This window comes from Candidatus Methylomirabilota bacterium, assembly GCA_036005065.1.
Taxonomy (GTDB): Bacteria; Methylomirabilota; Methylomirabilia; order Rokubacteriales; family DASRDR01; genus DASYQW01.
Map to the genome: position 1 here is coordinate 17,228 of DASYQW010000331.1, position 21,223 is coordinate 38,450.

Sequence of the window (21,223 nt, forward strand, 5' to 3'; positions counted from 1 at the left end):
GCCCTTACGAATGAGGTCGGAGGCGGAGTGGCCAGCCGCCCGGGCTCTCTTCAGGGCCCGTACATCCTCTGCTTCAAGCCGAACCGTCGTCGAGATCAGCCGCGCCATACATGCACCATACACCAGGCGACGAAGCAACACAACCGGCTCGAAGTATACGGAACCGGATAGCCGGGATGACGCAGCACCTTCCGGCCAGCTAGTGATTCAGCTCAGCCAGCGCTTGCGGCGTCGGTAGTGCTTCACGTCCCGGTACGACCGTCGCCCGCCGACCTCGGTCAGGCCCAGATAGAACTCCTTGACGTCTTCGTTGGCCCGGAGGCTCTCGACCGGCCCGTCCAGCACGATCCGGCCGTTCTCCATGATGTAGCCATAGGCCGCGACCTCGAGAGCGATGACGGCGTTCTGCTCGACCAGCAGGATGGTGACCTGCTCTTCCCGGTTGAGACGGCGGATGATCTCGAAGATCTCCTCCACCAGCAGCGGGGCGAGCCCCAGCGACGGCTCATCGAGCAGCATCAGGCGCGGACGCCCCATGAGCGCGCGGCCGATGGCCAGCATCTGCTGCTCGCCCCCGGAGAGGTAGCCCGCCTTGACTCGCCGGCGCTCGGCCAGCCGGGGGAAATACCCGTAGACGAGGTCGAGGCTCGACCGGACGCCACCCCGATCACGCCGGGTATGGGCCCCGGCGATCAGGTTCTCCTCGGTGGTCAGGTGCGGAAAGACGCGGCGGCCCTCCATCACCTGCGCAATGCCGAGCCGGACGACGTCGGACGCGTTCCAGCGGTCGATCCGCCGGCCGTCGAACTCGATGGTGCCGGTATGGACCTCGCCCTCCTCGATGCGGAGGAGGCCCGAGATGGCCTTGAGCAGCGTGGACTTGCCGGCGCCGTTGGCGCCGAGGAGCGTGACGATGGTCCCGTCGGGGACTTCCAGGGAGACGCCCTTCAGCACCAGGATGATGTGCTGGTAGATCACCTCGACGTTGCTAACTTTCAGCATTCACGCGACCGTGGCCGGCACTCCCCATCCTCTCCCGCGGACAAGGGGGAGGCAGGCCCGAACCGTTCGCTGAACGCGAACGGCGCGGCTTTGCCGCGAGGGCATTCTCCGGGGGGGGCTACCGCCCCCCCTCCGAGAATCCTAGAGGTGCGGCCCCTCGAACCAGTCCTTCACCAGCACGAACTTCCCGCCCTGTACCTTGTAGAGGCGCACCTTACGGGAGCCGGCGTGGTTGGTCGCCGTGATGGTCGTCGGAGCGATCGTCCCCTCGCCGGTGAAATCCTTGATCGACTCCATCCCCTTCTTGAAGTGCTCGCCGGTCACGGCGCTGCCCCCGGCCGCCTTGATGGCGTGCTTGGCGGCCTCGGTGAACAGCGCCGCGTTCATGATACCGCGGACGTAGTAGATCGAGTTCATCTCCTTCGGAGGCTCCTTCCCGCCTTTCTTGTACATGTCCGCGATGTCTTTGGCGACGGGCAGCTTGGCGAGGTCCTCCGGCATGACGACGAAGTTCACGCCCATGTACCCCTCGGCGGCCGGCCCGTTCACGTTCACCTCGTCCTCGCTGAAGCCCCACACCAGGCTGATCATGGTGGCCTTCATCCCGAGCTTGGCCCGCTCCCCCACGGTCAGGGCCGGGCCCTTCCCGAACAGGTGCGAGATGACGAAGTCGGGGTTGAGACGCTGGATCTGGAGCATCTGAGAACTGGCTTCCGCGCACGGAGGCGGGCAGGCGACCTCGCCGACCAGCTCCATGTTGCCGAGCTTCTTCGGGAGCTCCCGGACGTAGTCGAGCGGGTCGCGGCCGGCCGGGTTGTCGTAGAAGAGGTAGGCGATCTTGGCCGCCCGGTTCTCCTTCCAGGCCTCCTTGATGTACTGGTAGATGGCTGCCACCTGGGACTTGTAGGAGGCCACGCCGACGAACACGTACGGGAACTTGGTCGCGTCCTCGACGTCCGAGATGCCGAAGCCGGGGGTGAGGAGGCTGATCTTGTCCCGGTTCGCGAACGTCTTCAGGGCATCCGTGATCGGCGTCCCGTAGCTGACGACGGCCAGGTAACCCTCGGCCTTGAACTTGTTGTAGCCCTCGACCGCCTTGGGCACCGCGTACCCGTGCTCGACCTCGTTGTGCTCGATCTTGTAGCCCTCGATCCCGCCCCGCGAGTTGATCAGATCCATGTAGTCGTGGAAGCCGGGGCAGTACTTCACGCCGACCGTCTGGGTCGGCCCCAGCCGGTCACAGAAGTTGCCGATCTTGAGCACCTTGCCCTGGCTGACCCCCACCGACACCACCAGCGCGACCACCGCGACGACCACGCACGAGCCCACCAGTAAACGCTTCATCGCCTGTTCCTCCTCTCTGCGGACGGAGTGAGTCCGGCCACGCCGTCGTGGCCGGCTGCCTCGGTCTTCCTCAGTACGCGAACGGCCACAGCCGGAAATAGTCCTTGATCCGGCGCCAGATCCGGTAAAGCCCCTCCGGCTCCAGGATCAGGAATAACACGATCGCCAGGCCAAAGATGATCTCCCGGACGTAGGCGAAGTTGCCCAGGGTCCCCGGCATCCCCCAGCGCTTGAGCGCCTCCAGGGCGTCCCGGATGCCGGCCGGCATCAGGGTGATGAAGGCCGCTCCCAGGATCGAGCCGGGCACCGAGCCCAGCCCACCGATGATGATCATGGCCAGGTAGTCGATCGACGTGTTGATGAGGAAGTGCTCGTAGCTCACGACCTGGGTGTAGTAGGCCCACATGGCTCCGGTCACCCCCGCGTAGAACGACGAGATGGCGAAGGCCAGGAGCTTGTAGCGGAAGATGTTCACGCCCATGGTCTCGGCGGCGATGTCCTGGTCCCGGATGGCCACGAAGGCCCGGCCGATATAGCTCCGGGCGAGGTTGCGGGCGGCCACCGTCGCCACCAGCGCGACCACGATGATCAGGTAGTACTTGCGCCGCTCGGTGTCCAGGACGAGCGAGCCGAGGGTGGCCGGCTCGATGACGAGCGCCCCCTGGGCTCCCTGCCCGGTGAGCCAGCCCGAGTGCAGGAGGTTCCACTCGATGATGAACTGGGCGGCCAGCGTGGCGATGGCGAGGTAGAGGCCCTTGACCCGGAGCGATGGGATCCCGAACAGGCAGCCTACCACCGCCGTGCTGAACCCCGCGGCGGGCAGCGCGAGCCAGAACGGCGCCTCGAGCCGCAGGGCGAAGAGCGCCGCGGTGTAGGCGCCGATTGCCATGAACCCGCCCTGGCCGAGCGAGATCTGGCCGGCGAACCCGACCAGGAGGTTGAGCCCGATGGCGCCGATGGAGGCGATGCCGACGAGGTTGAGGATGGAGAGGGCGTAGTCGCTGGCGGTGAGCGGCACCACGCCGAAGAGCACGACCAGGAGCGCGACGAGCCCGAAGCGGGCCAGGGGCAGCTGGTACACGGCCATGTCGGCCGCGTATGTCGTCCGGAAGACGCCGCACTCGCGCGCTAGCACGGCGATTCAGTCCGATAGCCGGGCCGAGACCCGAGCCGCCCTGGGACGCAGGCCCGAGCCGGCCCGAGGCGTATGCAGCATACGTTGAGGGCCGGCGACGGCCGAGGACGACGGGATGCGACGGGTGTCGGCACGGCTACACGCGCTCGATGATCTCGCGGCCGAACAGGCCGTACGGCCGCACCATCAGCGCCACGATCAGTACCATGAAGGGCACGACGTCCTTGGCTCCGCCGCCTACCAGCGGGTCGATGTAGCCGGCCGCCAGGTTCTCCAGCACGCCCATGAGGAAGCCGCCCACCACCGCTCCCATGATGGAGTCGAGGCCCCCGAGGATCACCACCGGGAACACCTTGAGCCCGACGATCGCCAGGTACGGATCCACGCCGAGGATGCGCCCCCAGATGACGCCGCCGAGGGCCGACACCATGCCCGCGATGGCCCAGGCCAGGGCGAGGATCGCGCGGAGGTCGATGCCCATGGCAGCCGCCGCCCGGGGGTCGTCCGACACGGCCCGCATGGCGATCCCGAAGCGGGTGCGCTGGAAGAAGTAGCCCAGCACGCCCATGCACAGGAGTGCGAGCGCGGCCGACGCCAGGTTGATGGGCGCCAGCGGGACGCCCAGCACCCGAAACGGCGTCGACGGGACAATGGCCGGAAACCCTCGCACCTCCGCGCTCCACACCCACGGCGCCACGCCTCGCAGGATGGCGGCCAGGCCGATGGTCGCCATGATCACCGACACGACGGGGTAACCCGTCAGCGGCCGCAGGATCCCCCGCTCGACGACGAACCCCAGCAGCGCCATCAGCCCCATCGTCACCAGGATGGCCAGCGGCAGCGGCAGCCGCACGCTCGAGAGCATCATCAGCGCGACATAACCGCCGATCATCACCTGCTCGCCCTGCGCGAAGTTGATGACCTCGCTCGCCTTGTAGATCAGCACGAACCCCATGGCGATCAGGGTGTACAGGGCCCCGACCATGAGGCCGTTCAGGACGAGCTGGAGGAAGAACTCCATTCAGGACACCGTCCGGATGGCGAGCTTGGTCTCGGTGACCGCCTTGCGCCCGTCCTGATAGGTGATCATCCTCGGCGGGGGGCTTTGCCCCCCTCCGAGGCCTCCCCCCCGAGGGTGGCGCGGGCGAAGCCCGCGCTCGGACTCCGGCCAACGGTGCGACCAATAACCCGACGCGGTCTCGTTCGGCATCCCGCTAGTTGCTCCGCGTCTCCACCGTGCGAATGGCGAGCTTGGTCTCGGTGACCGCCTTGCGCCCGTCCTGATAGGTGATCTCGGCCGTCACCGGCACCAGGGGCGCATCCTCGTACAGGGCGTCGATGATCCTGGCGTACTTCTGGCCGATCACGCGCCTCCGGACCTTCCGGGTTCGCGTCATCTCCTCGTCATCGGGGTCCAGCTCCTTGTGGAGGAGCACGTACTTGCGGATCCGGGTGGCCGCCGGCAAGTCCTGGTTGACGCGTTCCACCTCGCGGTAGACGAGGTCGTAGACCTCGGGCTTCTGGGCCAGGTCGGTGTAGGTCGTATAGGTGAGCTGCCGGCGCTCGGCCCATTTCCCGACGGTTTCCATGTCGATGTTGACCAGCGCGGCGACGTACGGGCGGTCGGGCCCGACCACCACGGCCTCCTTGACGTAGGGGCTGAACTTCAGCTTGTTCTCGAGGAACTGGGGCGCGAGAGTCGTGCCGTCGGCCAGGCGGGTGACGTCCTTCAGCCGGTCGACGACCACCAGGTGCCCGTCCTGATCGAAGAAGCCGGCGTCCCCCGAGTATAGCCAGTTGTCCCGGATGACCTCCCGGGTCGCCTCCGGGCTCTTGTAGTACCCGGCGAACATGGCCCCGCTGCGCGAGACGATCTCGCCGTCCTCGGTGAGCCGGATCTCCACCCCGGGGTACGGCAGGCCCACGGTCCCCAGCTTCACCCCGTCATCGGGCTGGCCGCAGCAAAAGGCACAGTTCTCGGTCTGCCCGTAGATCTGCTTGAGGTTCACGCCCAGTCCCCGGTAGAAGAGGATGATCTCGTGGGCCAGCGGAGCGCCCCCGGTGAACGCGTAGCGGAGCCGCCGGGCTCCGCGCTGATCGCGCAGCGGCGCGAAGAGCAGGAGCTCGCCGACGACCCACCGGAGGCGCAACCAGGCCGAGAGGGGTCGGCCCTCCATCCGCCGGCGGGCGACCTCCTCCCCGACCGGCATGAACCGATTGAAGACCCACCGCTTGAGGCGACTCGAATCGTCGATCTTCACCCGGATCTCGGAATAGCTGTTCTCCCAGATCCGCGGCGGGCCGATGAACAGGTGCGGCCCGATCTCCCGGAGGTTGACCAGGACGGTCTCCGGCCCCTCGGGAAAGTTGACCGTCAGCCCGCGCACCGTCCCCAGGGCGAGCGACCAGGCCGTCTCGCCCACCCAGGCGATCGGCAGATACGAGAGGAGCTCGTCCCCCTCCCGGACCTTCTCGCGGGCGAGGAACTGGTGGGCGGCGGCGATCATGGTCCGATGGGTCAGCATGGCGCCCTTGGGGAGACCGGTCGTCCCCGAGGTGTAGGCGATGAGCGCGACGTCATCCGGCCCGCCGGCGGCGATCAGCTCGTCGAAGAGGCCGGGGCGGGCCCCTTCGACCTCCCGGCCGCGCGCCTCGAGCTCGGTGAGCGGCATGAGCCAGCCGTGGTCGTAATGCCGCAACCCCTTGGGGTCGTCGTAGAAGACACGCTCGGCCTTGGGAAGCCCGGCCCGGGCCTCGACCAGCTTGTCGACCTGCTCCTGGTCCTCGGCCAGCACGAAGCGGGCGTCCGAGTGGTCGACGACGTACTGAACTTCCCGGGCGATCGCGTCCTGGTAGATGGGAACGGGCACCGCCCCCACCGCCTGCGCCGCGAAGATCATCCAGTAGGCCTCGGGGCGGTTGTCGCTGATGATGGCGACCTTGTCGTCCCTCCGGAGCCCCAGGGCGTGAAGCCCCAGCGCGAGGGCCCGCACGTGTCCGAGCACCTCGCCGCGCGTGTACTCGAGCCAGATGCCCTTCTCCCGCTCCCGCATGGCAGGCCGCCCCGGCTCGCTCCGGGCCCCGTCCACGAATATCCGGATCAGCGTGGCCTCGGACGACCCGGGCTCGCTCATCCGGCGGCTCCGGCGGGGACGCCCTTCGCGCCCAGGTAGGCCTTGATGACGCGCGGGTCCCCTCGGACTTCGGCCGGGCTGCCCTCGGCGATCTTCTGCCCGAGGTCGAGCACGATGACCCGCTCGGAGATGTCCATCACCACGCCCATGTCGTGCTCGATGAGCACGATGGCGATGCTCCACTCGTCGCGGACGTCGATGACGAACCGCGCCATGTCCTCCTTCTCCTCGACGTTCATCCCGCTCATGGGCTCGTCGAGCAGCAACAGCTTGGGCTGGAGCGCGAGGGCCCGTCCCAGCTCGACCCGCTTCTGGAGGCCGAGCGGCAGGGTACCCACGATCGCCTTCCGGATCGCCTCGATCTCCAGGAAGTCGATGACGTCCTCCACGGCCGCCCGATGGCGCACCTCCTCGCGGCGGCCGGGGCCCCAGTACAGCGCCGCCGCCAGCGGGTTCGAGCGGATGTGGACGTGTCGGCCCAGCATGAGGTTGTCGAGGACCGTCATCCCGCGGAAGAGGGCGATGTTCTGAAAGGTGCGGGCCATCCCGCGGCGAGCGATCTCGGAGGCGGACAGCCCCGTGATGTCGCGGCTGTCGAAGACGATCCGCCCGGCGCTGGGCGGGAAGATGCCGCTCACGGCGTTGATCAGCGTGGTCTTGCCGGCCCCGTTGGGGCCGATCACGGAGACGATCTCGCATGGGCCGACCGTGAAGTCGACCGCGCTGACGGCCTGCACGCCGCCGAAGTGCTTCGCCACCCCGCGGACCTCGAGCAGCGCGGCCCCTCCGCTCCCGCGCGACAGTGCCCCGCTCACCGGCAGCACGGCGCTAGCTCACTGCGCCGGGCCGAGACCCGAGCAGCCCTGCCAGGGGTCGGCGCGCGTGGGGCCAAGTGACGAGCATGGCTAGGACGCAGGGAGGAGGCGGCCCGAGGCGTATGCCGCATCCGTTGAGGGCCGCCGACGACCGAGGACGACGCCAGGCGAAGTCAATTGGCCCCACGCTAGCTCAGCCAGCGCTTGCGGCGCCTATAGTGCTTCACGTCCCGGTAGCTCTTGCGCTGCCCCACGCCGGTCAGGCCCAGGTAGAACTCCTTGACGTCCTCGTTCTCGCCGATCGTCCTGGCGTCGCCGTCCAGCACGATCCGGCCGTTTTCCATCACATAGCCGTACCGCGCGAACCGGAGGGCCATCGCGACGTTCTGCTCCGCGAGCAGGACGGCCACTTTCTCGTCCCGGTTCAACCGATGGACGATCTCGAAAATCTCGGCGACCAGCATCGGAGCCAGCCCCATGGAGGGCTCGTCCAGCAGCATGAGACGGGGTCGCGCCATCAGGGCGCGCCCGATCGCCAGCATCTGCTGTTCGCCGCCGGAGATGTAACCGGCATCCACGTTCCGCCGTTCGGCCAGCCGCGGGAAGTACCCGTACACCCGCTCGACCGCCTGCTTCAGGGACCGGCCATTCCGACGCGTGTAGGCCCCGGTCAGGAGGTTCTCCTCTACGGTGAGGTGCTCGAAGACCCGGCGCCCCTCCATGACCTGGACGACGCCGCGGCGGACGACCTCGGCCGGGTCGCGCCGGTGAATCGCCTCTCCCAGGAGCTCGATGCTGCCCTTGGTGACGTCGCCACGCTCCGTTCGGAGCAGCCCCGAGATCGCCTTCAAGGTCGTGCTCTTCCCGGCCCCGTTGGCGCCGAGGAGCGCCACGATGCCCCCTTCGGGAACGGCCAGGGACACCCCTTTCAGGACCAGGATGACGTGGTCGTAGATGACCTCGATGTTGTTAATCGAGAGAAGCGGTCGCGGGTTCTCGCTCATCGGTCGTCGGCCTGCCCGCTCGTCTGTCCTCGCGGGCCGGCGCGGGTCCCCTCGCCCCTCGGCGAGCGAGGGGACGCTCCACGCCGGCCTGTTCGGTCTCCGAGTCCGCTCGCGTCAGCCCGCCTTCGAGCAGTCGCGCATCTCGTACCCGAGCTTCTTCCCTTCCTGGATGGCGGCCTCTTCGATCTTCGGCCGCACGACCTCGCGCATGGTAGGAATCCAGTCCGAGACCAGGCTCCACTTCTTGCCGTCCCATTGCTGGAAGAGGACCGGGCCGTTGCCCTCGTGGTCCTCGCAGGTCACCTTGATCGGGTGGGTAAAGCCCTTCATCCCCAGCTCCTCGAGGCGCTTCTCGGTGAGGTTCAGGTTCTCGAAGCCCCACCGGACCTGCTCCCCGGTCAACGGCTTGTTCCCGAACTTCGTCATGGCGGTACGAATCGCCTCGGCCGAGAGCATGGCATTGACGATGCCCCGGTTGTAGAGCGGGCTGCCCATCTCCTCCTTCTTGCCGCTCCCCTTGCCCTTGTCGTAGACGAACTTCACGATGTCCTGGTGCACCTTGAAGCTGGTGCCGGGGGCGTGGAAGGTCGCGCCCTTGTACCCCTTGGCGCCCTCACCGGCCGGGACGACATCCGAGTCGTTGGCCGACCACCAGTTGCCGATGAAGTGGTCCATCTTGTACCCGATCGACGCCGCTTCCTTGACGGCGACCTGGTTCATGACCCCCCAGCCGGACATGAAGATCCAGTCCGGGTTGAGCCGGCGCACCTGCAGCCAGGTCGATTTCTGCTCCTGGCCCGGATGGTCGACGGCCAGCAGCGTCAGATCGAACCCGAGCTGCTTGGACAGCGTCTCCAGGGTCGGGTTGGCCTCCTTGCCATACGGGCTGTTGTGGAAGATGTGGGCGATCTTCTTGCCCTTGAGCTTGTCCATCCCGCCTTCCTGCTGCCCGATGTACCGGATGACCGCGGAAGCCTGGCTCCAGTACGTGGTGGGGAAGCTGAAGACCCAGGGGAACCAGCGGCCGTCGGCGGCCGCCGTCATCCCATAGCCCATCGAGAAGACGACGAGCTTGTCGACCGGGGCCTTGGGAATGAGCTGATAGGTGATGCCGGTGCTGTAGGGATTGACCACCACCGGACCCTTGGCCTTCAGGCGCTCGTAGCACTCGACCCCCTGCTTGGTGTCGTACTGGGTCTCGCACTCCTCCCAGGCCAGCTTGACGCCGTTGAGGCCGCCGTCACGCTCGTTGACGAGCGAGAAGTAGTCGACGAAGCCGTTGGCGATCGGAATCCCGCTGGGGGCGTAGGGCCCGGTCCGGTAGACGAGGAGCGGGATGAAGACCTCCTTGGCCTGGGCCGACGCCACCGCCGGCGCCGCCATCACCACGATCGCCAGTAGGCCGATGATCACGCGTCGCACGCTCATGCCTGCCTCCTTTTCTCGAGGGGGGCTCCGGCTCCCCTCCGAGGGCTCAGTGCGGGAACGGCCACAGCCGCAGCTTCTCCTTGGTGATCTGCCAGAGTCGGGCCAGACCGTTTGGTTCGACGATGAGAAAGAAGATGATCAGGGCGCCGAACACCATGAGCTCGATCTGCTTCTGGAGGGCGACGGGGAGATCGAGCCCGACGCTTCGCGGTACCCGGGTCAGGAAGATCGGCACCAGCACGATGAAGGCGGCGCCGAGGAACGAGCCGAGGATCGAGCCGAGGCCCCCGATGATGACCATGAACAGGACGAGGAACGACAGGCCCACGTCGAAGGCGAGCGTCTCGGCGCTTCCCAGGTAGAGAAAGACCAGCTCGGCCCCGGCCACCCCGCAGTAGAACGAGCTGATGCCGAAGGCGAGCAGCTTCGTCCGAAGCGGCCTGACGCCGATGATCTCGGCCGCGATGTCGCGGTCGCGGATCGCCATCCACGATCGCCCGACCCGCCCCCGGACCAGATTCTTGGCGGCCAGGGCGAAGACGGCTACCAGGGCGAGCGCGGTCACGTAACGGGCGGAGGCTGTCGCGCCGGGACCGGTGACCATCACGCCGAACACGGTGCGCGGGGGCGCCGTGATCGTGCCCGACGAGGCGTAGTTGGAGAACCACGCCACCTTGTTGAAGAGCCAGACGAGGAAGAACTGAGCGGCCAGGGTGGCCACCGCGAGATAGAAGCCCTTGATCCGCAGACTGGGGATCCCGAACAGCAGACCGACGGCGGCCGCCACGATGCCCGCGATCAGGAACACGATCAGGATGTTGACTCCGGGAAAGGCGGTGGTCAGCTTGAAGGCGGCGTAGGCGCCGACCGCCATGAAGCCTCCGGTGCCGAGCGAGAGCTGGCCGGCGTAGCCGGTGAGGAGGTTCAGGCCGAGGGCGGCCAGGGAATAGATGAGGAACGGGATCAGGATCGCCTGCAGCCAGTACTCGTTCGCGACCAGCGGCGGCACCAGGAAGGCCGCCAGCACCGCCAGGACGACGACCCAGCGGTCCTGGGCGATGGGAAAGATCGCCTGGTCGCTGGCGTAGCTGGTCTTGAACTGCCCCGCCTCGCGGTAGATCACGGCTTCACACCCGCTCGATGATCTTTTCCCCGAACAACCCCTGCGGCCGGAACAGCAGGAAGACCAGGGCCAGCATGTACGCGAACCAGTTCTCGATGGCCCCGCCGACCAGCGGGCCCCAGTACACTTCGGCCAGCTTCTCCCCGACGCCGATGATGAGCCCGCCGCCGATGGCGCCGGCCACCGAGGTGAAGCCCCCGAGGATGAGGACGGGCAGCGACTTGAGCGCGATCAGCGACAGGCTGAACTGCACGCCGCTCTTGGCTCCCCACATGATTCCGGCCACGATGGCCACGATGCCCGCCACCGACCAGACGATGATCCAGATGGTCTTGAGCGGGATGCCGATGGACAGGGCTGCCTCGTGATCGTCGGCCACTGCCCGGAGCGCCCGGCCGATTCGGGTCCCATGGAAGAGCACGGCCAGGATGGCCACCAGAACCGCCGCCGTCCCCGCGGCCGACAGCTCCAGCTGGTTCATCTGGATCCCGGCGACGATGAACGATCGGTCCGGGATGCCCACGTCGAGCTTCTTGACGTTGCTTCCCCAGAGCATCTCGCCGAAGCCTTCGAGGAAGAACGTCAGCCCGATGGTGGCCATGAACAGGACGATGTGCTCCTGGTTGACCAGCGGGCGCAGCACCAGCCGCTCGATGACGATCGCCAGCGCCACCATCACCGCCACCGTCAGCAGGAGCGCCAGGGCGACGGGCACCCCGCGCTCCATCAGACCGACGAGGGTGAGCGCCGCGAACAGCACCATGACCCCCTGCGCGAAGTTGAAGACCCCCGAGGCCTTGAAGATCAGCACGAAGCCGAGGGCCACCAGCGAATACATCAGGCCGGCGGCCACGCCCCCGATCAGCACCTCGGCCAGGAAGCGCGGGTTCGTCAGCATGTCGGCGAACGGCGCCACCAGGATTCCGTACACGATCTGAGTCACGTCTCCCACTCCACGCCGCTCAGCCCGACCGCCGGGGCCTCAGTCATGGGCCACGCCCAGATAGGCGTCGATGACCGCCTTGTCGGTCCGCACCTCATCGGGCGACCCGTCGGCGATCTTGCGCCCGTAGTCCAGGACCACGACCCGATCGGAGATGTCCATGACCACGCTCATGTCGTGCTCGACGAGCGCGATGGTGGTGCCGAACTCGTCGTTGACGTCGAGAATGAAGCGACACATGTCCTCCTTCTCCTCGACGTTCATGCCGGCCATCGGCTCGTCCAGCAGCAGGAGATGGGGCTCGGCGGCCAGCGCCCGGCCCAGCTCGACTCGCTTCTGCAGGCCATACGGCAGGCGCCCGGCCGGCGTCTTTCGGATGGCCTGGATCTCCAGGAAGTCGATGATCCGCTCGACGGACGCCCGGTGCCGGAGCTCCTGCCTCCTGGCCGGGCCCCAGTACAGGGCTTCGAAGAGGATGTTGCCGTTCATCTTCAGGAGCCGCCCGGTCATGATGTTGTCGAGCACGCTCATACCCTTGAACAGGGCCACGTTCTGAAAGGTGCGGGCGATCCCCAGCGCGGCGACCTGGTGCGCCCTGAGCCGCGTCCGGTCCTTTCCCCCGAAGAGGATCCGTCCCTCGTACGGGTGATAGAACCCGCTGACCAGATTCAGCAGGGTCGTCTTCCCGGCCCCGTTGGGACCGATGATCGCCAGGATGTCCCCTTCCCCGATCGTCAGGCTGACCCGCTGGAGCGCCTGGACGGCCCCGAAGCGCACGCTGATCTCCTCCACGGCGAGGAGCGGCTCGGAGCGCGTCGCCTCGCTCACCGTGAGCCGGCCGCCTCGAGGCTCGCCACCTCGCGGATCCGCACGTGGGCGCGGATGGTGGCGGTGCGTCCGTCCTCGTAGGTCACCTGCGCCTGGACCTCCGCGTACTCGCCGTCCGCGTAGAGCGCCTCGATCAGGGGCGCGTACTTCTGGGCGATGAATCCCCGGCGGACCTTGCGCGTGCGAGTGATTTCCTCGTCGTCCGGATCCAGCTCCTTGTGGAGGATCAGGAACCGCTTGATCCGAGCGCCTCGCAGCCGCTCGTCCTCGGCGAGGCTCGCATTCACCCGCATGACCTCCCGAGCGACCAGATCGTAGACCTCCGGCTTCTGTGACAGGTCGGTATAGCTCGTGTAGGCCAGGTCCTGCCGCTCGGCCCAGTTGCCGACCGCCACCAGGTCGATGTTGACGAGTGCCGTCACGTACGGCCGTCCCTGCCCGATGCAGACGGCCTCCCGGATGTACGGCGAGAACTTGAGCTTGTTCTCGAGATACTTGGGGGCGAAGAGCGTGCCGTCGGCCAGACGGCTCACGTCCTTGGCCCGGTCGATGATCCTCAGATGGCCGTCGTGATCGAGAAACCCCGCGTCGCCCGAGTGGATCCAGCCGTCTTCCAGCGTCTGGCGGGTCGCGTCCGGGTTCTTGTAGTAGCCTCGGAAGACGCCGGGACTCCGGTAGAGCACCTCGCCATCGGCCGAAATGCGGATTTCCACCCCGGGGAGCGGGGTGCCGACGGTGTCCAGCCGCACGTCGCCGTCCTGATGGATGGAGATCAGGGCGCTGGACTCGGTCATGCCGTAGAGCTGCTTCACGTTGATCCCCAGCGAGCGGAAGAACACGAAGATCTCCGGTCCGATGGCCTCTCCGGCGGTATAGGCCCGGCGGATCCGCCGCAGCCCCAGGTTGTCCTTGAGCGGCCCGTACACCAGCAGGTCGCCCAGGGGATACACGAGCCGCCGCCACAGCGAGACCGGCTGGCGGGCCAGGCGGCGTCGCTCGATCTCCTGGGCCAGGCCGAGGAAAACGTGGACGAGGGTCCGCTTGGGCCAGGCGGCGTCCTCGATGCGGATCATGACGTTGGTGAGGATGCTCTCCCAGATCCGGGGCGGAGCGAAGAAGTACGTGGGGGCGATCTCCTTCAGGTCGTGGAGCACGGTGGCGGCGCTCTCCGGGCAGTTGACGGTGAACCCGGCCACGATCGACTGCGCGTACGAGAAGATGTGGTCCCCCACCCAGGCCATCGGCAGGTAGGCCAGCACGTCCTCGTCCCCGCCGATCCCTTCCCGGGCCACCGCGTGGCGAGCCGTCAGGATGAGGTTCCGGTAGGAGAGCATGGTGCCCTTGGGAGCCCCGGTGGTCCCCGAGGTGTAGCAGATGATCGCCAGGTCGTCGGCGGCTCCCTTGGCGATCTCGGCGTCGAAGTACGCGGGATTGTCCAGGGCGAACTTCCGGCCGAGGTCCCGGAGCTGGTCGAGGCTCATCAGGAACGGCTCGGTGTAGCTCCGGAGTCCCCGCGGATCGTCGTAGATGATGTATTGGAGACGCGGACACTTCGCCTTGACGTGGAGGAGCTTGTCGACCTGCTCCTGGTCCTCCACCACGGCGAACCGTATGTCGGCGTGATCGACGATGTAGGCGAGCTCCTTCTCGACCGAGTCCTGATACAGCGGGACCGCCACGCCTCCGAGCGACTGAGTGGCCGCCACGCCCCAGTAGAGCTGGGGCCGGTTGTCGCCGACGATGGCCGTCTTGTCGCCCCGCGCCAGCCCGAGGGCCGCCAGGCCGAGGCCGATGAGCCGGGCCTGCTCGAAGTAATCGGGCCAGGTGTACGACTGCCAGATCCCGAGGTCCTTCTCGCGGATCGCCACCTTTCCAGGCATCCGTTGCGCGTTCGACTCGATCAGCTTCGGAAACGTGTCGAGTCGCCGGTCCAGATCGTCGAGGAGCGTGCTCATCGAGGGCCGGTGGCCTCCGGCTGCCTGACACTCACGGCCGGCCGAGGACGGTGCGCGCGGGATCGATCTCCTCGCGCAGGATCCCGAGCTCCCGGTCGGTGGGCGGAGGCAGCGTCTCCACCCGGTCGGCCACCAGCGGCGTGAGCTCCATCTCGGCCAGCACCGACTCGACGGTGAGCCCGTCCAGGATGCCGACGAGCGTCATCTTCCGGGTCGCGTCGTCGAAGCCGAAGCACGCCCGGGAGGTCACCACCCGCCAGGGCCCCGTCCCCGCCGGCAGCCCCGCCCGCTCCCGGGCGCCCGAACTCCCGTCGAGATAGCCCGGGGAGGTGACGAAGTCGACCCGCGGCACGAACCGCCGCCGCTCGTGAAGCATGATCACGATGGTCCGCCAGCAGTACGAGGCCACCTCGTTCGCCCCGCCCGAGCCCGGGAAGCGCTTCTTCGGATGGTGCCAGTCCTCGCCGAGCATGGTCGAGTTGATGTTCCCGTACAGATCGATCTGGGTCGCCCCCAGGACGCCATAGTCGATCAGGCCGAGCTGGGCCTGGGCGAAGATCGTGTTCATGTTGGTCCAGGCGATCGACCGGTAACAGTTCGACGGGCCCCCCATCGTGTTGCGGACGAAGGGAGTCAGGGGGGTCGGGCCGATGGCCCCGAACTCGAAGACCTGCACGAGCTGGGGCGCCTGGATGCGCTGGGCCAGGATGGCGGCGATCTGGGGCATGCCGAACCCGATGAAGGCGGTCTTCTGGTCCTCCAGCAGGCGCGCGCACTGGGCGATCATGAATTCCGCTTCGGTGAACGTGCGCGCGGTCGTCGGGGTGGTGCTCACGGCGAGTAGCCCTCTTTGATCGTCGCCTGGCGGCGAAGCGCGCTCAAGCGCCGGAGCCCGACTCGCTGCTCGAGCATCTCCTCGTGAGACCCCACCGAGTAGACGTACTTCTCGAGATACTCGCCGAGCCGCCCCTGGCGCTCGAGGCCGAAATACTCCCCGAAGTGCTCGAAGTCCATCTCGTAGACGCCCGGCAGCCCTCCGGGGTAGGCGCCGAAGGGCGCGTACACCACGGCATCGACCAGGTAATAGGGAATCGTCGTCCGGCCCGGGTCCTTGCGGATGTCGTCGTGGTCGATGATCTCGTCCGTCGAGACGATGACCTTGCGCGAGGCCATCGCGGTCTCCAGCGGCTGGACGCCCGGCCCGAAGCAGCGCGCGTTCCCATGGACGTCGGCCTGGTGCACGTGGACCAGGCCGACGTCGGGGTTGACCGCCGGCACCAGGGCGATCGGCTTCCCGGTGAACGGGTCGCTGATCACCTTCGCGCCCGAGTACCGGAGCGTGTCCGTGCCGAGGAGCGCCCGGGTGGGGATGAACGGCACGCCCATGGCCCCGGCCAGGTGGCGGAGCGTCAGCGTCCCGTTGGTCCACTCGGTCACCTGCACCTCGCCGCGTTCCACCGCCTTGTTGAGGGTCTCGCCGAGTCCCATGAACCCCACGTCGATCCGGCTGATGACGCCCGCGGCCGCCAGCAGCGTGGACTCCATCAGCGTGAACTTCGCGCAATACCAGAGGTTGCGGCGCCGCTGCCGGATGACCTCGCGGATCAGGACGAGCGGGCCCCGGGTGTAGGAGGAGAAGTCGAACGAGACATAGTCGCCGTCGGCGACCAGCCGGGTCACCGCCTCGGAGGCCGTCGTGGTCTTGTCCACGAAGTCCCGGCGCTTGTGGTCGCGCATCCAGGTCCGGAGCGTGTCCGGGTCCTGGAGGCGATACTCGCCCACGCCCGCGGCGAGGAGTTCGATGTCAGGCAAGGCTCATGCTCCGGGGCACAGACGCCCCGGCCGCGACACCGGCGGTTGGCTTCGCGTCACGCTGGGTAGAGCCGGGTTGTGCCCTCAGGAATTCGCGCAGGTAACCGGAGTGTAGCGGACCGGCCGAGCGCCTGTCAAGCAGGACGCGGACTTACGCGCCACTCCCGGCGGGGCCCGGGGGCCTCAGCCCTTTCGCTCCGGCGGCTGCCAGAGTCGCTGCCAGGCCGCCAGGCTCTCCTGCATCGTCCGCTGAAAGGCCTCCGCCTGCTTCCGCATCTCGGCGCTCCCGGCCTCGCCGGCCGGGCTGGCGGCGGTGGCGGCCTCCAGCGTCTTCTTCCAGTTCTCGGCCCAGGCCTCCAGCGGGTTCGGCGCCGGCCGCGAGGAGGGCCCGGCCGTCGACGCCTCCAGAGCGCGCCGGCACTCGCGCTCCCAGAGCTCGAATCCCTGCTCGATCGCCGTCACGAAGCCGTCCTTGCTCATCCGGGCCAGGCGCAGCCACTGCTCGGCCAGGCGGCGGTAGGCCTCGCCGTCCTGCCGGGGCAGCCCTTCGAGCGCCCGGGTCATGACCGAGAGCGCGCTGGTATAGGCATCCGTCAGCTGGCGGAGGGTGTCGGCGAGGTTCGGCAGCGTGTCCACTCAGCTCACCTCCTTGGCCCGCTCCCGCAGCAGGTACTTCTGGATCTTCCCGGTCGAGGTCTTCGGCAGCGGTCCGAACACGACGTGCTTGGGCACCTTGTAGCGCGCCAGGTTGGCGCGGCACCACTGGATCAGGTCCGCCGCCACGACCGGGCCGGCGTCCGGCTTGAGCGTGACGAAGGCACAGGGCGTCTCGCCCCACGTCGCGTCGGGCCTGGCCACGACCGCGGCCTCCATCACGGCCGGGTGATGGTACAGCGCCTCCTCGACCTCGATCGAGGAGATGTTCTCGCCCCCCGAGATGATGATGTCCTTCGAGCGGTCCTTGAGCTCGACGTAGCCGTCGGGATGCCAGACCGCCAGATCGCCGGTGTGGAACCAGCCGCCGCGGAAGGCCTCGGCGGTGGCCGCCGGATTCTTGAGGTACCCCTTCATCACGGTGTTCCCGCGGAGCATGACCTCGCCCATCGTCCGGGCGTCCCGGGGCACCGGGGCCATCGTCTCGGGGTCGGCCACCATCAGCCCCTCGAGGGTCGGGTACCGGACGCCCTGTCGGGCCATGAGCGCCGCCCGCTCCGGGAGCGCCAGCCCATCCCATGGCTCCTGCCAGGCGCAGAGGGTCGCCGGGCCAAAGCTCTCGGTGAGGCCGTAGAGGTGGGTGACGCGAAACCCCATGGACTCCATCGCCGCGATCACCGCCGACGGCGGAGCGGCGCCGCCCGTCGCCATCTCCACGAGGTGGTCGAACCTCACCTTCACCGCGGCCGGCGCGTGGATGAGCATGGTCAGGACGATGGGCGCCCCGCAGAGATGCGTGACGCCGTGCCGCGCGATGGCCGGGAAGATCCGGGCCGGGTCGACCCGCCGGAGGCACACGTGGGTGGCGCCGGCCGCCGTCACCGCCCAGGTGTAGGTCCAGCCGCTGCAGTGAAACATGGGCAGCGTCCAGAGGTAGACCGAGCGCGGGGACAGCCCGAAGGCGAGCGCGTTGCCGAGGGCGTTCAGATAGGCGCCGCGGTGGTGGTAGACGACCCCCTTGGGGTTCCCGGTGGTGCCCGAGGTGTAGAGGAGGCAGATGGCCTGCCACTCGTCGGCCGGAGGCTGCCAGTCGAAGGCGGGATCGCCCTCCAGGAGAAAGGCCTCGTAGTCCTTCTCTCCCAGGAGCTTGCCGCCCCTGGGCTCGGCATGGAGCGGATCGTCGATGTCGATGACCGGGATCTGCCGGCCGAGGCGGACCAGCGCGTCCGCAACGGTGTCGGAGAATTCCGTGTCGGTGACGAGAAACCTGGCCTCGCCGTGCTCGAGGATGAAGGCGATGGAGCCGGCGTCGAGCCGGTAGTTGAGGGCGTTGAGCACGCCGCCCGCCATCGGGACGCCGTAGTGCGCCTCGAGCAGGGCCGGGACGTTCGGGGCCATCACCGCGACCGCGTCGCCGGCGCCGATCCCGCGCCGGACCAGGGCCGAGGCGAGGCGCCGGCAGCGGGCGTAGAACTCGGCATAGGTGAACGTCCGGTCGCCGTGGATGACGGCGGGCTTGTCCGGGTAGACCGCGGCGGCCCGGGCCAGAAACGACAGCGGGGTGAGAGGGGCGTAGTTGGCCGGTCCCCGGTCGAGGTCGCGCTCGAAGGCCCTCACGGCGCCACTCACCGCACCGCCGGCGTCCCCGCCCCCGGGGCGCTCCGCGGCGCCGCCGCGTGCTCCGGCGCCCGCCCGCGGATCTCCCGCACCTCGGCCTCCGAGCGCCAGACCTGGTCGCCCGGGATGTAGGTCGCGTCCCGCCAGATGGCGAAGTCCGGGAAGCGCTCGTCCCACGCCACCACCCCGATGTAGGAGCCGACGTTGGCCTGGTGATCCACCGGGCGGATGAAGCGTCCGGGACCCTGGAGCGAGTCCAGCTCGAGGCCTTCGAGGGCGTCGACGAGCTTTTCGGTGTCGAACGTCTCGACCCGGCGCACCGCCTTGGCCCAGGCCATGACGGCGTCGTACGCGTTCATCGCCCATGCCGAGGGATAACGGTTGGTCGCCGCGCCGTACCGGTGGAGGAAGTCCTCGAAGCGCGGGCTCGGCCAGAGCTTCCGGATGACGTGAAACGGCCCGCGCTCGTAGCCGACCACGCCCTCCACCGCGTCTGGCCCGAGGGCCTGGAGCGTCTCCACGTCGTAGAGGGCCGCGAACGGGACCTTCGTGAAGAACTCGACCGCTCGGCCCTGCCGGGTGAAGGCGGCGAGATCCGCCCCGAACAGGTTACTGTAGACCGCGTCGGGCCGGGCTTCGAGGATGTCGGTCAGGTAGGTGGCGAAGTCCTGCGCCCCCGCCTTGGGCCACAGCCGCGCGACGATCTCCACGTCAGGCCGGTGCTCCCGGAGCCGGCGCTCGAAGGCCTCCGCCTGGGTGTGCCCCAGCTCGTAGTCCGGGCCCAGAATGACGTAGCGGCGGTAGGGCTGCCTGGCCATGTAGAGCGCCATCGCACTCCCTTCGATGAAGGTGTTCGCCACCACCGAGAAGATGTACCGGTGCCCGCCCTCCACGAAGGCCCGCTCCGTGTTGGCGGTGTGGGAGATCAGGATCGTCCTGGTCTCCCGGGCCACCTCCGACATCGCCAGCAGGACGTCGCTTCCGACCGGGCCCAGGAGCAGTGCGGCCTCGTCGTCCACGATGACCTCCCGGGTCGCCCGCGCGCCGGCGGCCGCCTTGCCGCCGTCGTCGCGGACGATCAGGTCGATCCGGTGGCCCAGCAGGCCGCCGGCGGCGTTCAAGTCGGCGACGGCGAGCCGGGCCCCCTCGATCCCGGCCAGCCCGAGGAGGGCCCAGGGCCCGGTGGCGCTCGACACCATGCCGACCTTGATCGTCCGCGGCGGTTGGGCGGGCTCCACCACGAACGTCAGGTTGACCCGGAGCGGCTTGTCGACGAGGCGAGCCAGCTCGCCCACGATGCCGCGGCGGAAGGTCAGGACGCAGACGACGAAGATGGCCCCCTGGACCACCGTCACCCACGCCCCGAGCTGGGCCAGGTAGTTCTCCAGCGCGATCACGATGAAGGCGCCCACGGCCGGTCCGTAGACGGTCCCCAGGCCGCCCAGGAGCGTCATCAGCACGACCTCGCCCGACATCGTCCAGTGGACGTCGGTGAGCGACGCGAGCTGGAAGACGAGGGCCTTGGTCGCCCCCGCGAGCCCCGACAGGGTGGCGGACAGGACGAACGCGATCAGCTTGTAGTGCTCCGCGCGGAAGCCCAGCGACACCGCGCGCGGCTCGTTCTCACGGATGGCCTTGAGCACCTGACCGAACGGCGAATGGATCGCCCGGTAGAGCACGAGGAAGCCGATCAGGAAGATCGCGAGCACGACGAAGTACATCGTGTACGTCTGGCGGAGATCGAGCACGCCGAACATCGTGCCCCGCGGCACCGCCTGGATGCCGTCCTCGCCGCCCGTGAACCGCGACTGGATCGCGAAGAAGAACACCATCTGGGCGAAGGCCAGCGTGATGTTGGCGAAGTAGATCCCGCGGCTCCGGATGGTCAGCGCGCCGATCACGAGGCCGAGCAGCCCCGCCACCGCCGTTCCGGAGAGGATTGCCAGCTCCGGCGGCGAGCCCCAGACCTTGGCGGCGTGCGCGGAGACGTAGCCGGCCGCGCCCAGGAAGGCCGCGTGGCCGAACGAGAGCAGCCCCACGTAACCGATCAGGAGATTGAACGCGCAGGCGAACAGCGCGAAGCAGAGCGCCTTCATGAGGAAGATCGGGTAGACGAAGAACGGCGCGACGACGAGCACCCCCACCATGATCGCGAACGCGATGACCTGATGCCGCGGAACCGCCGTCGCCACCAGCCGGGACGCGGCCTCGACGTACTCCGCCGCCGTCGCCATCTACGCCGTACGGCCGAAGAGGCCGGCCGGTCTGACGAGGAGGACCAGGGCCATGATCACGAAGATGACGGTGTTCGAGGCCTCGGGATAGAAGACCTTGGTGAAGCCCTCCACCACACCGAGCGCGAAGCCGGTCACGATCGAGCCCATGATCGAGCCCAGGCCTCCGATCACGACGACCGCGAAGACGACGAT

Annotated in this window: 18 protein-coding genes and 1 pseudogene; all 19 read right to left on the reverse strand. The window is 68.2% G+C overall.

The window, feature by feature from the left end; all coding sequences use genetic code 11:
- Positions 1 to 207: 207 nt before the first annotated feature.
- Entirely contained in the window at positions 208 to 1,002 is a 795-nt protein-coding gene (locus VGW35_22190; protein ID HEV8310383.1) for an ABC transporter ATP-binding protein, read from the reverse strand.
- 141 nt (positions 1,003 to 1,143) lie between these two features.
- Positions 1,144 to 2,346 carry an ABC transporter substrate-binding protein gene (locus tag VGW35_22195; GenBank protein ID HEV8310384.1) on the reverse strand — a complete coding sequence of 401 codons (1,203 nt, stop codon included), beginning with the start codon at positions 2,344 to 2,346 and terminating at the stop codon, positions 1,144 to 1,146.
- Between the two features lie 70 nt (positions 2,347 to 2,416).
- Complete coding sequence (locus VGW35_22200) at positions 2,417 to 3,433, reverse strand: branched-chain amino acid ABC transporter permease (GenBank protein ID HEV8310385.1); 1,017 nt, start codon at positions 3,431 to 3,433, stop codon at positions 2,417 to 2,419.
- Between the two features lie 184 nt (positions 3,434 to 3,617).
- Positions 3,618 to 4,502, reverse strand: coding sequence for a branched-chain amino acid ABC transporter permease (locus VGW35_22205; GenBank protein ID HEV8310386.1), 885 nt, complete (start codon positions 4,500 to 4,502; stop codon positions 3,618 to 3,620).
- Positions 4,503 to 4,695: 193 nt separating this feature from the next.
- On the reverse strand, positions 4,696 to 6,615 hold the full coding sequence (locus tag VGW35_22210; protein ID HEV8310387.1) for an AMP-binding protein: 1,920 nt from the start codon (positions 6,613 to 6,615) through the stop codon (positions 4,696 to 4,698).
- The gene (locus VGW35_22215) at positions 6,612 to 7,439 is read right to left on the reverse strand and encodes an ABC transporter ATP-binding protein (protein ID HEV8310388.1); all 828 of its coding nucleotides are present in this window, start codon (positions 7,437 to 7,439) and stop codon (positions 6,612 to 6,614) included. The genes VGW35_22210 and VGW35_22215 overlap by 4 nt, the downstream gene beginning before the upstream one ends.
- A 179-nt stretch (positions 7,440 to 7,618) precedes the next feature.
- The gene (locus tag VGW35_22220; protein HEV8310389.1) at positions 7,619 to 8,434 is read right to left on the reverse strand and encodes an ABC transporter ATP-binding protein; all 816 of its coding nucleotides are present in this window, start codon (positions 8,432 to 8,434) and stop codon (positions 7,619 to 7,621) included.
- Positions 8,435 to 8,548: 114 nt separating this feature from the next.
- Positions 8,549 to 9,862 carry an ABC transporter substrate-binding protein gene (locus VGW35_22225; GenBank protein HEV8310390.1) on the reverse strand — a complete coding sequence of 438 codons (1,314 nt, stop codon included), beginning with the start codon at positions 9,860 to 9,862 and terminating at the stop codon, positions 8,549 to 8,551.
- A gap of 46 nt (positions 9,863 to 9,908) precedes the next feature.
- Complete coding sequence (locus VGW35_22230) at positions 9,909 to 10,985, reverse strand: branched-chain amino acid ABC transporter permease (protein ID HEV8310391.1); 1,077 nt, start codon at positions 10,983 to 10,985, stop codon at positions 9,909 to 9,911.
- A 4-nt stretch (positions 10,986 to 10,989) separates the two neighbouring features.
- Positions 10,990 to 11,919, reverse strand: a complete 930-nt coding sequence (locus tag VGW35_22235) for a branched-chain amino acid ABC transporter permease (GenBank protein ID HEV8310392.1) — start codon at positions 11,917 to 11,919, stop codon at positions 10,990 to 10,992.
- 48 nt (positions 11,920 to 11,967) lie between these two features.
- Positions 11,968 to 12,756, reverse strand: a complete 789-nt coding sequence (locus VGW35_22240) for an ABC transporter ATP-binding protein (GenBank protein ID HEV8310393.1) — start codon at positions 12,754 to 12,756, stop codon at positions 11,968 to 11,970.
- The gene (locus tag VGW35_22245) at positions 12,753 to 14,711 is read right to left on the reverse strand and encodes an AMP-binding protein (GenBank protein ID HEV8310394.1); all 1,959 of its coding nucleotides are present in this window, start codon (positions 14,709 to 14,711) and stop codon (positions 12,753 to 12,755) included. The genes VGW35_22240 and VGW35_22245 overlap by 4 nt, the downstream gene beginning before the upstream one ends.
- 31 nt (positions 14,712 to 14,742) lie before the next feature.
- Positions 14,743 to 15,546, reverse strand: coding sequence for a CoA-transferase (locus tag VGW35_22250; GenBank protein HEV8310395.1), 804 nt, complete (start codon positions 15,544 to 15,546; stop codon positions 14,743 to 14,745).
- Positions 15,543 to 16,523, reverse strand: coding sequence for a CoA transferase (locus VGW35_22255; protein HEV8310396.1), 981 nt, complete (start codon positions 16,521 to 16,523; stop codon positions 15,543 to 15,545). The genes VGW35_22250 and VGW35_22255 overlap by 4 nt, the downstream gene beginning before the upstream one ends.
- A 183-nt stretch (positions 16,524 to 16,706) precedes the next feature.
- On the reverse strand, positions 16,707 to 17,159 hold the full coding sequence (locus VGW35_22260) for a hypothetical protein (protein ID HEV8310397.1): 453 nt from the start codon (positions 17,157 to 17,159) through the stop codon (positions 16,707 to 16,709).
- Positions 17,160 to 18,794, reverse strand: a complete 1,635-nt coding sequence (locus VGW35_22265; GenBank protein HEV8310398.1) for an acyl-CoA synthetase — start codon at positions 18,792 to 18,794, stop codon at positions 17,160 to 17,162.
- A gap of 8 nt (positions 18,795 to 18,802) precedes the next feature.
- Positions 18,803 to 20,035 carry an ABC transporter substrate-binding protein gene (locus VGW35_22270; protein HEV8310399.1) on the reverse strand — a complete coding sequence of 411 codons (1,233 nt, stop codon included), beginning with the start codon at positions 20,033 to 20,035 and terminating at the stop codon, positions 18,803 to 18,805.
- 18 nt (positions 20,036 to 20,053) lie between these two features.
- Positions 20,054 to 20,941 (reverse strand): annotated as a pseudogene (locus tag VGW35_22275) (branched-chain amino acid ABC transporter permease).
- Between the two features lie 87 nt (positions 20,942 to 21,028).
- Positions 21,029 to 21,223, reverse strand: a 195-nt coding sequence (locus tag VGW35_22280) for a branched-chain amino acid ABC transporter permease (protein HEV8310400.1), incomplete at its 5' end; no start/stop codon positions are given.